We start from the raw sequence: 13,770 nt of genomic DNA, 5'->3' as shown, positions 1-13,770 counted from the left end.
AAAAGCATGACATCAAGGAGCTTATCTATTAGTTGCTAATAGCTTTAAGCCGTAAAAAAGAGGCATTGGTTAAATGCCTCTATAACGATCCTGGTAAGGGGCTTGACTAATGTCTTAGCTCAAATTAGCGATCGACCACTTTCTCTAAGGCGTTCTCAACGCGATCGATGACAGAAGTGGCTTCAGCGTTTTCAGGGCGCTTCATTTTGTCCCGATCGGCGGCTCCCTGAACTTCATTGATCCCTTCTTGAGCTTTGCCCTGAGTTGCCTTTAATCCAGGAACTCCGTTCTGTAAAGCATTTTCAGAATCATCCAAAATTTGTTCCAGTTGAGCTTCACCCTTTTCAGGCGCACTCTTACTGGCGGTATTGGCGGGTAGTGCTAATGCGGGAGCTAAATTAGCAAAAAACATAACAGCGCACAGAACGGTAGCGGCTAAAAACCGAAATACACGAGACATAATAATTGACCTCCAAAATGTCAAAATTACAAAAAACGAAATTGATAGGAGCGTTAGCTTACCTGTAAACCAAAGGACTACCTGCTGTCTAAACCAAAACTAATGACGATCGTGTTTGTCCTATTTTCAGCCTGACTAGGTATCGTTGAGCGATGAAAAAGACAGCCGTTGTATAGTAGAAAACTACTATGCGCCCTAATTGGAGTTCAGGAGTTCTTATGTAAGACCTTGAGCTTCAAGGTGATTTCCTGATTAAGCTACCCAAGATACTTTTTAATCTGAAGCGATTAAGAACGGAATCAACCAACAGACAGAAGTTGTGATCTTCCTGAAGTAAGACCACAATCATAAAGCGATCGTGTAAAGTCAATCCCCGTCGCCTTTTTCAGCCAGAACTTGTTAAGCTGAACACAGTCACAAGAATATTGAAATGGGTCGATACCTGCGTATCCTGCGCTTATTTTGGTCAACCGCGATCGCGGCTGAATTGGAATATCGAATTAACTTCCTGTTAGCCGCATTAAGTAGCCTGGGAGGGTTAGCTGGCAGTTTGTTCGGGCTATTTTTGTTCTATCGCACTGGCTATACCTTTCAAGGCTGGAGCTGGCAGCAAGCGCTGGTTGTTGTGGGGGTGTTTACCTTGCTTCAGGGGTTTTCAGCCACCTTTCTAGCCCCGAACCTGAATCGAATTGTTCGCCATATTCAGCAAGGGACGCTGGACTTTGTGCTGCTTAAGCCTGTCAGTTCCCAGTTTTGGTTATCTGCCCATACCCTCTCCCCCTGGGGAGTCCCGGATCTGTTGTTTGGGGTCGTGTTGATTGCCTATGCCGGGAGCCAGTTAGGGTTACAACTGCGGGATTATGTGTTTAGTGTGATTCCGATCGGCTTTGGTTTTCTGATTCTCTATAGCCTCTGGTTCGTGCTGGGAGCCATGAGCATCTGGTTTGTGAAAATTTACAATGTGACTGAAGTCCTGCGGGGACTGCTGGAAGCCGGACGGTTTCCGATGGCAGCCTACCCATCTGCCTATCGCTTCTTCTTTACGTTCATTGTGCCTGTGGCATTCCTGACAACAGTGCCGACGGAAGTTCTCTTGGGTCGAGGTGAACTGGTTTGGGTGTTGGGCGCGGGAGTGTTAGCGATCGTGCTTCTGCTTGCCTCTGCCGGATTTTGGCGCTTTGCGCTGCGCTTTTATACCAGTGCCTCTAGCTAATTCCCGTTTGTGTCCTGACCTGTAATAAATCTATTGGAGTATTACAGTTCAACAGTATTGCGGGATCTGGGACTGGCAATTCCTGGACTACCTGCGATCGCAGCCACCGTTGAAACGATCGTTCGCCCTCAGCAATGGCAGTTTGCAGGTGAGGTAAACAATCAGTTCGATAAAAGCCACAGAGCGATTCCCAGGTAATGGCATCCTGATGGCGGGGCAGCAGGGCGACGGCGGTTTGAGCCCGATCGCATTCCTCTGCCCAACTCCGGAGCATTCGGGCATCTAAGTTGGGTAGATCGCAGGCGAGTAGTAGCACCCAAGTAGTCTGAACATGAGTTAAGCCTTGAGCAAAACCGACTAATGGGCCCTGGGGTGGGGCGGCAGGAGGAAAATTTTCTTGGATCAATTGGCAGGTAGGTGGCACGATCGCAGCATAGCGCTCGATCGATCGCGTAACAACATAGACCCGAGGCGTACATTGCAAGGCGACCTGGCAGACACGGTGTAACAACGGGGTGCCATGCACCAACATCAGTGCCTTATCCTGTCCCATCCGAGTGCTTTGACCACCCGCTAAGACGATCGCGCTAAGAGACTGCTTCAAACTCATACAGCCGTTGTTCTCATGCCAATAAGAAACCCCACGGTTTTAATGGACTCAACCATGAGGTTCACTATCCTGCTATCTATGAAGACGCAAGCCAATGGCAATCTAAGCCCAGAAGCCAGCTTGCAGTCCAACGACTAAACGAGCCACACTGGGCAGCACCGTGGCTTGAATCACCTGAAGAAGGAGAATTGCCAGAATCGCAGAAAAATCGATCCCGCCCAGGGGAGGAATAATACTACGGAAAATGTTTAAATACGGATCCGTTAACTGGCTCAAGATTGAGAAGGGCGCGTTATACCAGTTGACATTAGGAAACCAACTGAGCAGAATCCGCACAATTAGTAAGGCAATATAGATCCCAATAAAGGTACTAACTGTTTGCAGAACAAGATAGGTAAGTTCCATAGGTTGGCTTGCTCTCTGTAATAGCGACAATGACAAAATCCTTGGATTTAGTCTAACGGATAGTGGCAGGCTTGCGGCAATGTCAATTTATTTGCCAACGTAACATTTTGTCGCGTCGGTGTTAGCGGGGCTCTTGCCGTTCCTTCGAGATTGGCGGCGCAATATCGCTGGGTTGAGGATTGTGAACTCCTCCTAACTGTTGCCGCACATCATCGATCGCATCATTCAGTTGGGCAATCTTATCTTCTAAACTGCGCCGCGCCGCTTCAATGTTGTCCACCTGTCCATTGGCTGAGCGGGGTAGACGCTTTTTCCGATTCGGCTTACCTTCTAGGGCAGGGGAACTATTCCCGGTTTCGTCATCCACCTCCGGGTCAGCCAGTTGCCGGGTCGCTAGGACGGCTCCCAACACTCCGCCAACGATACCGCCGACGATCGCACCTAAAAAGAATCCACCTGCAAAATTATCCTGCTGACTCATGCCTGCCTAACACTGTGGGGATGTGATGAATGATTAACCTGTTCGCCTTTCTGTTAACAGCCTACCTGAACTGCAAATCAATTGGCTGATGCCTCCGATTCCAGTATGTCTTCAGCTTAACTGCTAGCGCTGAACCTGACCATACCGACGACTGGAGATGCCTGGTGCAGATTACGTGCCAAAGGTACGATCGCCCGCGTCACCGAGTCCTGGCACAATAAAGCCTTGGGCGTTAACCACTTCATCGATCGCGGCAGCGTAGATGTTGAGTGTAGGGTAAACGGCACTCAGTTTTTGCAGAGCCGGGGGAGAGGTGACAACTGAAATAATCCGGATTAAGGCTGGATCAGCACCTCGCCGGGTTAATTCTTCCATCATGGCAACGATCGTGCCGCCAGTGGCTAACATCGGCTCACTAATTAAAATCCGGGTTTGCGGCGCAAATTGTTCAGGTAATTTGTTTAAGTAACAACTGGCTTCCAGGGTTTCCTCATCCCGGACAAAGCCGACATGATAAATCGAGGCCAAGGGCAGCAGAGCATGGGCACCATCCAGCAATGCCAATCCCGCCCGGAGAATCGGCACGATCGCCACCGGGACTTGCGGATCAATAAAGGTGGCTGGACAGGTCGCCAGAGGCGTATCGATCGTGGTGTTTTGCAATGGCAACCAGTCGCGGATTGCCTCATAGGTTAACCACCGTCCCAACTCGGTCATGGCACTGCGAAACAGGATGGAGGGAGTTGAGGCATCGCGGGCAACCCCTAGCCAATGCTGGATTAATGGATGAGGTGGAACGTAAACACGCAATTGAGCCGCCATAACGTGATCGATGAAATGCTCTACAGGACTAAGCTTGACCCATCATACTCTTCTTGGGTCTTTCTGAAGAACTCTCGAAAAATCCGCCTTGATACAGGTCGGTAGTCTATCCCGGCTGGTGAGAACGTGAGGGCGTTTGGCACAACCGGAGCGATCGCCTGCCCCAATAGATCCGGATCACGACTCATCTATTGAGAATTAGTTTCAATAGATTTGACATTATATTGCAATAAGCGTATAGTAATTTTCAGTGTTCTCCTCTCTGAAGGATCGGCAGGTGGGATTGGTCAGCGATCGCAGACTGATCCCCTTTTCCCTATTTAGCCCTACCTTGGCAGTGCCCACTTCTCGATACACTAAAACAGTGGCGTATTTGTCCTGTGGTAGTATTCATGGCGATTTCTTCTCAACCCTCTTCTCCAGTCAGCGATTCCAGTTCCTCAGCAACAGCCGAATTACCTCAGGATTCGGTGTTTGATGTGATTGTGATTGGCTCGGGGATTGGTGGTTTGGTGACAGCTACCCAACTGGCAGCAAAAGGAGCCAGGGTTTTAGTGTTAGAACGCTACCTAATTCCTGGCGGGAGTGCGGGATATTTTGAGCGGCAAGGGTATCGGTTTGATGTCGGTGCCTCTATGATCTTTGGCTTTGGCGATCGGGGGACGACCAATCTCCTCACCCGAGCCCTCGATGCTGTTGGTATGACTTTAGAAACCATGCCTGATCCGGTACAGATCCACTATCATCTCCCGAACGGATTAGACCTAAAAGTTCATCGGGATTATGAGAAATTCTTGCAAGAACTAACCGTCCATTTTCCCCACGAACGAGATGGCATTCGGCGGTTCTATGACGAGTGCTGGCAGGTGTTTAACTGTCTGAATGCGATGGAACTGCTCTCACTAGAAGAACCTCGCTATTTAATGCGCGTGTTTTTCCAGCATCCCCTGGCTTGCCTGGGCTTAGTCAAATATCTGCCCCAGAATGCGGGTGATATTGCCCGCCGTTACATCAGTGATCCAGCCCTGCTTCAGTTTATTGATATGGAATGCTATTGCTGGTCGGTGGTTCCCGCCGATCGTACACCGATGATTAACGCTGGCATGGTATTTAGCGATCGCCATTATGGGGGCATCAATTATCCCAAAGGCGGAGTGGGGCAGATTGCCCAAAAGTTAGTCGAAGGACTGGAAGCCCACGGTGGACAGATCCGCTACAAAGCCAGAGTCACCCAAATTCTGCAAGACCAGGGGCGGGCGATCGGAGTGCAACTGGCTACAGGGGAAACCTATTATGCTAAGCGGATTGTCTCGAATGCTACTCGCTGGGATACGTTTGAGAAGTTACTGCCCAGTGAACAAAAGCCGCGATCGGAGCAACGCTGGCAGCACCGTTATCAGAAATCACCCAGCTTCCTGAGTTTACATCTAGGGGTGCAAGCCGCCGCCCTACCACCGGGAACGGAATGTCATCACATTCTGCTGGAAGGCTGGAGTCAGATGGAGACGGAACAGGGCACGATTTTCGTGTCGATCCCTACCCTGCTTGATCCAACCCTCGCTCCACCGGATCACCACATCATTCATACGTTTACCCCAAGCTGGATTGCCAATTGGCAGAATCTCTCAGCGATCGAGTACCAGCATCAGAAGGAAGCAGCAGCCGAACGCCTGATCGAGCGATTGGAGAAAATTTTCCCCAACTTAAGTCAATATTTGGACTATCAAGAGGTGGGAACTCCCCGTACCCATCGGCGGTTTCTGGGACGGGAGGATGGTACCTACGGCCCGATTCCCAGGCGTAAATTAGCGGGCTTATTAGGTATGCCGTTTAACCGCACTGCGATTCCGGGGCTGTATTGTGTGGGAGATAGTACGTTTCCGGGGCAAGGGCTGAATGCTGTCGCGTTTTCGGGGTTTGCCTGTGCCCATCGCGTGGCGGTGGATTTGGGTTTTTAGAGCTTAATCCACCACCCGGAGTCGTCCTGCCCGTAATAAATCAAATACGCGGTTGATTAGTTCCTGTTCTGCTGAACCGATCATGGTTTGAGAGAGTAGGGCTGACATAAATTGCTGCTGATCGGCCCGACTAATTCTGCCAGAGGTCGTGATTTTCTCGACCATCTGTTTAATTTCCGGTCGAGGCAGATGTCCTTTATGTCCCATAATTAACCACCGCGATCGAGAACTCCCACCCAAGTTATATCCGATAGTTCTTAGTTAGCTTGGAACGTCGATCTCACTTACTTGGTGATTTGAATCACTCGGTAGCCAGATGGCTGCTCCTCGGCTCAATTTACTGAACTACTTGAGCAGTTATGGATGCCTGGGGGGCGAGGTGAATGGCGATGTACGGGGGAAAGAATTTGATTTAATCGCCGCAATTGCTCATCCGTACCAAGACAAATTAAGTGATCGTTGGGTTGTAGTAGGGTATCAGCCGTTGGCCCGACGATTAATGTGCCATCGGTGCGGCGCATGGCTAGCACTAAGGCCCCAGACTGCGATCGCAACCGAGCATCTCGCAGCGTCTGACCAATATAGGTAGAGGCAGATAACTGAAACTCTTCCATATAAAATGTGCGATCGCTCCCTGTTAGAATTCCATCGACAAAATCCATCACTTGGGGTCTGAGGGCGGCGGCGGCCATCCGTTTACCCCCGGTAATGTAAGGAGAAACCACGGCATCGGCTCCTGCCCGATCGAGTTTTTTTAATGCCTCTTCAGTGCTGGCGCGGGCGATCGCTCGCACATTGGCATTCAAGGCTTTGGCGGAAATAACGGTATAGAGATTTTCGGCATCTGACGGTAATGCAGCTACCAGGCATTCAGCTCGCTCAATTCCTAGCTTGAGGAGGGTTTCATCCAAAGTTGCGTCGGCTTGTAGGGCTGGATACCCCAATTGTTCAGCCAGTTGGATCGGCTCTGAATTGGCATCCACGACGACAAAGGGTACACGTTCTAAGCGAAATTCGGCAGCAATTTGCTGACCCATGCGACCAAAGCCACACAGAATGTAATGGTTTGATAAAGCATCCATACGTCGTCGCTGCTGTTGTAAGCGTAAGCCTTCTTGAAAGTAACCCTGAATTAAGGCATCGGTAAATCGGTTGACGATATAGCCAATGGCAACGACTCCTAACAGGATTAAAAAGATGGTGAACAAGCGTCCACGATCGCCCAGGGGATGGATTTCCATAAACCCGACGGTTGCCAGGGTAATAACGGTCATATAAGCCGCGTCTAACCACCGCCAGCCTTCTACCAAGTGATACCAACTGGTGCCAAGAAATAGCACCCCAATTAGGGCAACAATTCCCCACAGTAACTGTTGTTGGGTTTGGTAATAATGCTGTTCTACCCTGGCTTGGGAATTAGCAAGAATGCCTTTATTCACAGAGGTTTTAGCTCAAATGATACGGATGATCGCTAACGTGATTGTCAATAGAATAACCTGGCTAATTCTTCATGGAAGCAACGTTACTAGATGGCTCCAAACTTAGGAAATTAATCTCCTCAGGGATGAGGAGATGTGCTGCAATTCAATAGGCTTTAGTTAACTACTCAGGTGATTAGCTACCCCTTCAGCCCCTTAATTCAGGGTAATTACATAGATTCGTGAGTCAAACTAGGATGGTAAAGAAATATTGCATTACATCTGATTTTAAACACATAATTTTACTTTTTGTTATAGCTCAAGAACAATCGCTCAACTGCCTGGAAGCCAGTAACCAAAGTAACTGTAGAATTAACCTGAACGCTTGAAACAACGTTGTCCAAGTTTAAGAAATGAATAAATATAAACAAAATTATTGTTTTGTAACTTGCCTTGCCTGGTCAGGTGACTGTTGAAAGCTATATATAGCCGTAACTTCCTGGCTCTAAAGTTAGATTTTCTTGTAAATAAAAATGTTGATTTGCTTGATAAAAATTAACGCGATTTCCTAGAAAAATGAAAATAGATTTCGATATTCTGAGGTCAGGTAAAACTTACCGAACATTCATACCGACTCTTTGGAGTCATATCGTCGTTATTCAGCAATTATCACAACCATGACCACAACCATTCAAAGACGCGAAAGCGGCAATGCATGGGATCGGTTTTGCGAGTGGATCACCAGCACCAACAACCGGATTTATGTCGGTTGGTTTGGCGTTCTAATGATTCCTTGCTTGCTAACCGCCACCATCTGCTTCATCATCGCCTTCATCGCGGCTCCCCCCGTAGACATTGATGGCATCCGTGAGCCCGTCGCTGGTTCGCTGATCTATGGCAACAACATCATCTCTGGTGCGGTTGTCCCTTCCAGCAACGCGATCGGTCTACACTTCTACCCGATCTGGGAAGCCGCTTCTCTGGATGAGTGGCTGTACAACGGTGGTCCTTACCAACTGATTGTCCTGCACTTCCTGATTGGCGTGTTCGCTTACATGGGTCGGGAATGGGAACTCTCCTACCGCCTCGGCATGCGTCCCTGGATCTGCGTCGCTTACAGCGCTCCTGTGGCTGCTGCAACCGCCGTGTTCCTGATCTACCCGATCGGTCAAGGGTCCTTCTCTGACGGGATGCCTCTGGGTATTTCCGGTACCTTCAACTTCATGTTCGTGTTCCAAGCGGAGCACAACATTCTGATGCACCCCTTCCACATGCTGGGTGTGGCTGGCGTGTTCGGTGGTAGCTTGTTCTCCGCCATGCACGGTTCGTTGGTGACCTCCTCGCTGGTGCGGGAAACCACCGAAACCGAATCTCAGAACTATGGTTACAAGTTCGGACAAGAAGAAGAAACCTACAACATCGTGGCGGCTCACGGTTACTTTGGTCGGTTGATCTTCCAATACGCGTCGTTCAACAACAGCCGTTCCTTGCACTTCTTCTTGGGTGCATGGCCGGTGGTTGGGATCTGGTTCACGGCACTGGGCATCAGCACCATGGCGTTCAACCTGAACGGGTTCAACTTCAACCAGTCCGTGTTGGATTCTCAAGGTCGGGTTGTCAACACCTGGGCAGACGTGTTAAACCGCTCTAACCTGGGGATGGAAGTGATGCACGAGCGTAACGCTCACAACTTCCCGCTCGACTTGGCGGCTGGTGAAGCTACTCCAGTGGCTCTGACCGCTCCGGCAATCAACGGTTAATCTCTTAACCTTGTAGCGAAAAAGCGTCCTCCTTGGGGGACGCTTTTTTCATGGATAGAATTGGGTTTAGACTAACAACTCTCCGGTTTCTTGGAGGGAATGTAAGCGGTGGTAGATGCCGCCATGATGCAGGAGTTGCTCATGGTTGCCAACTTCTACAATCCGACCGTTCTCTAACACCACAATTTTGTCAGCCTCCCGGACGGTGCTTAAGCGGTGGGCGATGATAATCAACGTGCGAGTGCCCAGAATCGATCGCATGGCTAGTTGAATGGCCCGTTCCGATTCGTAGTCCAGGCTGGAGGTGGCTTCGTCAAATACCAGTACATCCGGTTCGGTAATGAGTGCCCTGGCAATACCAATCCGCTGCCGTTGACCGCCGGAGAGTCGCACTCCTCGTTCCCCAACGATCGTGGCGTACCCGTGAGGCATTTGCTGAATGAACTCATCTGCCTGAGCAATGCGACAGGCTTCCCGCACTTGCGCTAAGGTTGCCTGGGGATTGCCGTAGGTCAGGTTGGATAGCAGGGTGCCATTGAAAATATCCACCTCTTGATGCACGATCGCCAGCCGTTTCCGGTAAGCGGTAATGTCTAACCGCCGAACGTCCTGCCCATCCACCAGGACACCGCCTTGATGGGGATCAAAGTAACGGAATAGCAGTTTGACTAAGGTGGATTTCCCTGACCCCGATCGCCCGACGAGGGCTACGGTTTGGTACGGTTCAATCAAGAGATTGATGTCTTGCAACACGGGGCGATCGCTCTGGTAGCCGAAGGTGATGTGGGCAAACTCGACTTTACCCGTGAACTGATAGTGGGGAGCGCTGGTGGGATCAAGCACCAGATTGCCGGCATCCTGTCCGGGGGGAAGTTGCATGAACTCATGGAACCGCATCATCGCGGCATAGCGGCGGGCAAACACCTCAGCGAGTTGGCAGATGGGATCCACTTCAGCGTATGCCATGCTGGAAACCGTTAAGGTGGTAATAAAATGTCCCAGGGAAATATTGCCCTGGCTGGTTTCCCATAACGTCCATGCCAGCACAATAAACACACAGCTTTGGACGATCGTTCGCTCCCACATACCAAGCTTGACGTACCCTAAATGAATCCGGTAGTCCAGCACTTTGAACTCGCGATCGAGCCGTTGCTGATGGCGCACTAACTCCTGGGATTCCGTCGCAAACGCTTTTACTGTTTTGATATTGGTGATGATCTCCGAGGTGCGACTTTCCGTATCCTCCATATATTTGTCTAAGCGCTCCTCCTGGGCTGCCAGTTGTTTTAACCCCAACAGGCTATAGCCCAAAATCAACATGAAGGAGATCGAAAACAGCAGAGCAATCCGCCATTCAATTAACCAGATCACCACAAAAATTCCCACAACCCGAAACAGTTTAGGGATTAATTGCCCGGTGACTTCGGGATAGGTCCAGGTATGGTTAGATAGCCCTTTGGCAACGCGGGCGGCAATCCGTCCAGGATTATTCTCGTCATAGAATTCCAGTGGTAAGGTCAAGACTTTTTCTAGGGCTTTTCTGGCATGATCCCGTCGCGCCCGAAAGGCGGTATCCCAGTTAAACCAGGGACCTAGCCAGGGTTGCAAGGGTGCCCGACCCACGGAGGCTAGACCAATCAAGCCCAGTAAAATGCCGAGGGATAGGGTTTGGCTGGGGGATTGCCCGATCGCCTGGGTCAAATGATTAATTACAGTCTGCATCGGCGCATCGATCGGTTGTTGCGATAACAGGTTGAGAATTTGCCCGATCGCGTAGGGGCTAAATAAATCGATGATCTCGAACAGACTCATCATGGCAATGCTGAATACCGAAATCAGCCAATAGTTGCGGTAATAACGAACAACATCCTGAAATTTCGCCATGATCCCTCCCTGAAATAGGGGTGATGACAGGTGGAGTAGCTGTAGAATTTATTGTGCTACAAAAGTAGCATTGTATTACAAATACACCATGCGATGCCAAATTTCCTGGTTGATTGACGACCCGGTTGGGGATCGGCAAGGGAGGCTTCAGATGATGTTGTAGCTGATTGCCGGGATTGATCTAGGGCTGTTGAAAATTATCTAATTGGATAAAATAGAATGGTTGCGTTATGAAACATTTTCTAGCCTGGTTACGTCCTGGCTTAATGGGTTGCTGTGGTTGTGTCTAGATTTATGCAGTCTTAGTAAAGACGCTTTGATTGCCCTAGGCATCTACTGAAAAATTCGATAGCCTTCACATAGGAAAAAAACTTTAGAACAGGTGAACCTCTATCTGTGGTCTACATACACCTGCTACTGCGTCTATTGGCTGCTCTCCTGACTGACCAAAATGTAAACGAAATCTCTGCCTTAATCGGTTTTTCCTACCGCTGAATGGTGAATTACCTTTGATAACTGTCTCAGAGGATGTTTTTAAAGTGTCAACGCCACCGTACTCGCCCCTTAAATTTCTCACAATGTTGGAGAAGTTTGAGTCTGCTTTCCTTCGGGATTGGCGGGCTAAAGGGAGAAAGTTCGGGTCACTAATTTGACGATTTAAACAACCTCTTACCTTCTTCCTGAAATACTCAGGATATCTGTGTTGTAAATGAAAGGGTTATCTGCTGCCGCGAACATTTACAGCTTGCCCCGGCTTATTTGTTTCAGTTCATTCAGCACCGACCACGAGGAGGTCATGGTTAACGCTGCACTTAAAACCCTAATTGGAGTTATTACAGGAGCGGTTTTGCTCAATCCAGTCATGGATGCCAATCCTGTTCAAGCTGCCACAATTACCTATAACTTCGAGGTGAATGTCACCCTCGGCGAATATGTCGGTCAATACGATGGTCAGTTCCGCTATGACGACTCTGTGTTAACTGGAATTGGCGATGAAATTATTACGCCGTCTTACGGTAATTTATCCCTCCTGTTCACCTTTTTAAACAAAACCTACACGGCTGAGGATGAGTTAGAATTTCCTACCTTTCCAGGAGTTTATTTTCGAGATGGTCAGCTCTATGGATTAAGCTTTTTGGTGCTGCCACCCCGATCGAATCCAGGCTTTTTCTTGCTGGGCACAGAATTTATGATTGGTAATAACGGTTCTGCGCCGGAAGCCTATTTCAATGGAAATTTGGTGGGTTTTGTCACCTATTGGTTCCAGCCACCTGACCCACCTCCCGATCCCAAACCCTGTGACGGTGATGCTTCCTGTGCCGCAGTGCCAGAACCTTCAGAGTTGGCAGGGGGATTAGTCTCACTTGGTCTAGTGGGATTAGGGTTACGGCTGCGTCGGCGGTTGACGAAGTAAGAGCGATCGCGCGGATAGTCTCCTATTCCAGATTGAGGACAAAATTCTCGGCATTTTTGCCAGTGTCTAACTCAAAAAAGTTCTCCCAGCGGGATTTTGCCCCTTCACATTGTTTGTCGGCATTGATGAAGGTAAACTTCTCGCTGGAAACACAAAATTTATGAACGCCTCTCCAGGCATACTGACCATCGGTTTCCGCGTAATAGTAGTAATAGCGGTTCGATAAATCGCCTTCCAGTAATGTCCCGCACTCCCCATTGTTTAATGTCAACCAACCCTGAGTCTGCCAGCGATTCTGTTCTCCGGGATACGCTAGAGTGATGTGAACGGTGCCGCGATTGCTGCGGTTACAAAAGCCTAACGACCCTTTTCCGGGGGGGGTGAAGGCAAGATTACCAATCCAAGCGATCGCCAGAGCTGCCCCGCCTAATAGCATATAGAACTTGCCCATAACCCCTCCGCACCCTTAGATAAAATCAACTGTGCAAGTTACATGAGTTTCTAAACTCGCTCCCGGTGGTAAATGAATTAACCGCTCTCCAGTGTTTAAAGCATTGCGCGGTGCTGTCCAGGGTTCCAGACAGTAGAAATCTTTACCCTTCACTGTCCAAAACACTAAGGTGGAAAACGCTGGACTGGACTGGAGGGTTAACCGTAGCGATCGCTGAAGATCGGTGACGCTAGCGACCTGGCTAGAGAGTTCTGTAAAGGCGACATCGATCTCATCCTGCTCCAGATCAAATCTGCTGGCATAGGGATGGGTTGTTTTGGTGCGCTGATCGAGTAATTCGGTAGCCGGAATCTGAAACTGTAATGTCGATTTATCCTGTACCTGGAAGTAAGGATGAAAGCCGATCGCGAAGGGCATCGATACATCCGACTGGTTGGTATAGCGTTGATGCAACGTTAGCGTATTGGCGTGCAGGATATAGGTAAATGCCAGGTGAAAATCAAACGGATAAACGGTCTGAGTTTGTGGGGTGCTACTCAGTTCCAAGGTTAAACTCAGACGATCGTGGGTCGTTTGATCAACGACATTCCAGGGTAAGTCACGGGCAAAGCCGTGTTGCTTCAAGCTATAGGATTGTCCCTGGTGGGTATACGTGTTATCGGGTAGGTTGCCGCAAATGGGAAACAGGATCGGAATGCCGCCCCGCACCGTTAACTCGGGGTGAGTAAACCGTTCAGCATCCAGATACAGCAAGTCCTGTCCCTGAACCTGCCAGCGAGTAATGATGCCACCGCGTTCTGGCACAACTTCCAACCGGGAGTCTCCTGCCTGATTGTGCAGGAGATAAGTGCGATATTGACGTTGTTCAACTGCGATCGTTGCCATACAGTTACC

The 13,770-nt window shown here is 49.4% G+C and carries 15 protein-coding genes; 4 read left to right on the top strand and 11 right to left on the bottom strand.

Annotated features, from left to right (window positions below; translation table 11 throughout):
* Window positions 1-124 precede the first annotated feature (124 nt).
* Window positions 125-460 carry a hypothetical protein gene (locus tag ACN4EK_RS11135; RefSeq protein ID WP_431657941.1) on the bottom strand — a complete coding sequence of 112 codons (336 nt, stop codon included), beginning with the start codon at window positions 458-460 and terminating at the stop codon, window positions 125-127.
* Window positions 461-890: 430 nt separating this feature from the next.
* Here ACN4EK_RS11135 and ACN4EK_RS11130 point away from each other — a divergent pair, with 430 nt between their 5' ends.
* Entirely contained in the window at window positions 891-1,673 is a 783-nt protein-coding gene (locus ACN4EK_RS11130; RefSeq protein ID WP_431657940.1) for an ABC transporter permease, read from the top strand.
* On the opposite strand, the gene ACN4EK_RS11125 is transcribed toward ACN4EK_RS11130, so the two are convergent.
* The 5 genes from ACN4EK_RS11125 to ACN4EK_RS11105 form a co-directional block, all read right to left on the bottom strand.
* Complete coding sequence (locus tag ACN4EK_RS11125; RefSeq protein ID WP_431657939.1) at window positions 1,666-2,283, bottom strand: molybdenum cofactor guanylyltransferase; 618 nt, start codon at window positions 2,281-2,283, stop codon at window positions 1,666-1,668. The two genes, ACN4EK_RS11130 and ACN4EK_RS11125, sit on opposite strands and share 8 nt — an antisense overlap.
* Before the next feature lie 102 nt (window positions 2,284-2,385).
* Window positions 2,386-2,688 (bottom strand): YggT family protein, encoded by a 303-nt coding sequence (locus ACN4EK_RS11120; RefSeq protein ID WP_431657938.1) that lies wholly within the window; start codon window positions 2,686-2,688, stop codon window positions 2,386-2,388.
* A 121-nt stretch (window positions 2,689-2,809) separates the two neighbouring features.
* Window positions 2,810-3,169 (bottom strand): hypothetical protein, encoded by a 360-nt coding sequence (locus ACN4EK_RS11115; protein WP_431657937.1) that lies wholly within the window; start codon window positions 3,167-3,169, stop codon window positions 2,810-2,812.
* Window positions 3,170-3,340: 171 nt separating this feature from the next.
* Window positions 3,341-3,991 carry a uracil phosphoribosyltransferase gene (gene upp, locus ACN4EK_RS11110; RefSeq protein WP_431657936.1) on the bottom strand — a complete coding sequence of 217 codons (651 nt, stop codon included), beginning with the start codon at window positions 3,989-3,991 and terminating at the stop codon, window positions 3,341-3,343.
* Window positions 3,992-4,011: 20 nt separating this feature from the next.
* On the bottom strand, window positions 4,012-4,179 hold the full coding sequence (locus ACN4EK_RS11105) for a hypothetical protein (RefSeq protein WP_431657935.1): 168 nt from the start codon (window positions 4,177-4,179) through the stop codon (window positions 4,012-4,014).
* Between the two features lie 204 nt (window positions 4,180-4,383).
* Between ACN4EK_RS11105 and crtH the strand changes: the two genes are divergently transcribed.
* Window positions 4,384-5,949, top strand: a complete 1,566-nt coding sequence (crtH, locus tag ACN4EK_RS11100; protein ID WP_431657934.1) for a carotenoid isomerase — start codon at window positions 4,384-4,386, stop codon at window positions 5,947-5,949.
* Window positions 5,950-5,952: 3 nt separating this feature from the next.
* On the opposite strand, the gene ACN4EK_RS11095 is transcribed toward crtH, so the two are convergent.
* Together ACN4EK_RS11095 and ACN4EK_RS11090 are read right to left on the bottom strand one after the other, a co-directional pair.
* On the bottom strand, window positions 5,953-6,189 hold the full coding sequence (locus tag ACN4EK_RS11095) for a hypothetical protein (RefSeq protein WP_431657933.1): 237 nt from the start codon (window positions 6,187-6,189) through the stop codon (window positions 5,953-5,955).
* 92 nt (window positions 6,190-6,281) lie between these two features.
* The gene (locus ACN4EK_RS11090) at window positions 6,282-7,388 is read right to left on the bottom strand and encodes a potassium channel family protein (protein WP_431657932.1); all 1,107 of its coding nucleotides are present in this window, start codon (window positions 7,386-7,388) and stop codon (window positions 6,282-6,284) included.
* A gap of 656 nt (window positions 7,389-8,044) precedes the next feature.
* Here ACN4EK_RS11090 and psbA point away from each other — a divergent pair.
* Entirely contained in the window at window positions 8,045-9,127 is a 1,083-nt protein-coding gene (gene psbA / locus ACN4EK_RS11085) for a photosystem II q(b) protein (protein ID WP_431657931.1), read from the top strand.
* Window positions 9,128-9,193: 66 nt separating this feature from the next.
* On the opposite strand, the gene ACN4EK_RS11080 is transcribed toward psbA, so the two are convergent.
* A complete protein-coding gene (locus ACN4EK_RS11080; RefSeq protein ID WP_431657930.1) occupies window positions 9,194-11,011 on the bottom strand; it encodes an ABC transporter ATP-binding protein in 1,818 nt (605 codons plus the stop codon).
* Window positions 11,012-11,807: 796 nt separating this feature from the next.
* Here ACN4EK_RS11080 and ACN4EK_RS11075 point away from each other — a divergent pair.
* The gene (locus ACN4EK_RS11075) at window positions 11,808-12,425 is read left to right on the top strand and encodes a hypothetical protein (protein WP_431657928.1); all 618 of its coding nucleotides are present in this window, start codon (window positions 11,808-11,810) and stop codon (window positions 12,423-12,425) included.
* Between the two features lie 22 nt (window positions 12,426-12,447).
* On the opposite strand, the gene ACN4EK_RS11070 is transcribed toward ACN4EK_RS11075, so the two are convergent.
* Both ACN4EK_RS11070 and ACN4EK_RS11065 read right to left on the bottom strand, forming a co-directional pair.
* Complete coding sequence (locus ACN4EK_RS11070) at window positions 12,448-12,876, bottom strand: DUF1036 domain-containing protein (RefSeq protein WP_431657927.1); 429 nt, start codon at window positions 12,874-12,876, stop codon at window positions 12,448-12,450.
* Window positions 12,877-12,891: 15 nt separating this feature from the next.
* Entirely contained in the window at window positions 12,892-13,761 is an 870-nt protein-coding gene (locus ACN4EK_RS11065) for an aldose epimerase family protein (RefSeq protein WP_431657926.1), read from the bottom strand.
* Between the last annotated feature and the right edge of the window lie 9 nt (window positions 13,762-13,770).

Source organism: Pantanalinema rosaneae CENA516, from assembly GCF_050753385.1.
GTDB classification, from domain to species: domain Bacteria; phylum Cyanobacteriota; class Cyanobacteriia; order Leptolyngbyales; family Leptolyngbyaceae; genus Pantanalinema; species Pantanalinema rosaneae.
Note: the sequence above shows the minus strand (reverse complement) of the source record. Positions and strands in the feature narration are given on the sequence as shown.

Bases quoted from the DNA above. Each gene is read 5' to 3' on its own strand.
- psbA (WP_431657931.1), top strand. From the start codon at position 8,045: ATGACCACAACCATTCAAAGACGCGAAAGCGGCAATGCATGGGATCGG.
- ACN4EK_RS11075 (WP_431657928.1), top strand. From the start codon at position 11,808: ATGGTTAACGCTGCACTTAAAACCCTAATTGGAGTTATTACAGGAGCG.
- ACN4EK_RS11120 (WP_431657938.1), bottom strand. From the start codon at position 2,688: ATGGAACTTACCTATCTTGTTCTGCAAACAGTTAGTACCTTTATTGGG.
- ACN4EK_RS11135 (WP_431657941.1), bottom strand. From the start codon at position 460: ATGTCTCGTGTATTTCGGTTTTTAGCCGCTACCGTTCTGTGCGCTGTT.
- ACN4EK_RS11105 (WP_431657935.1), bottom strand. From the start codon at position 4,179: ATGAGTCGTGATCCGGATCTATTGGGGCAGGCGATCGCTCCGGTTGTG.
- crtH (WP_431657934.1), top strand. From the start codon at position 4,384: ATGGCGATTTCTTCTCAACCCTCTTCTCCAGTCAGCGATTCCAGTTCC.
- ACN4EK_RS11115 (WP_431657937.1), bottom strand. From the start codon at position 3,169: ATGAGTCAGCAGGATAATTTTGCAGGTGGATTCTTTTTAGGTGCGATC.
- ACN4EK_RS11065 (WP_431657926.1), bottom strand. From the start codon at position 13,761: ATGGCAACGATCGCAGTTGAACAACGTCAATATCGCACTTATCTCCTG.
- ACN4EK_RS11125 (WP_431657939.1), bottom strand. From the start codon at position 2,283: ATGAGTTTGAAGCAGTCTCTTAGCGCGATCGTCTTAGCGGGTGGTCAA.
- upp (WP_431657936.1), bottom strand. From the start codon at position 3,991: ATGGCGGCTCAATTGCGTGTTTACGTTCCACCTCATCCATTAATCCAG.
- ACN4EK_RS11130 (WP_431657940.1), top strand. From the start codon at position 891: ATGGGTCGATACCTGCGTATCCTGCGCTTATTTTGGTCAACCGCGATC.
- ACN4EK_RS11080 (WP_431657930.1), bottom strand. From the start codon at position 11,011: ATGGCGAAATTTCAGGATGTTGTTCGTTATTACCGCAACTATTGGCTG.
- ACN4EK_RS11070 (WP_431657927.1), bottom strand. From the start codon at position 12,876: ATGGGCAAGTTCTATATGCTATTAGGCGGGGCAGCTCTGGCGATCGCT.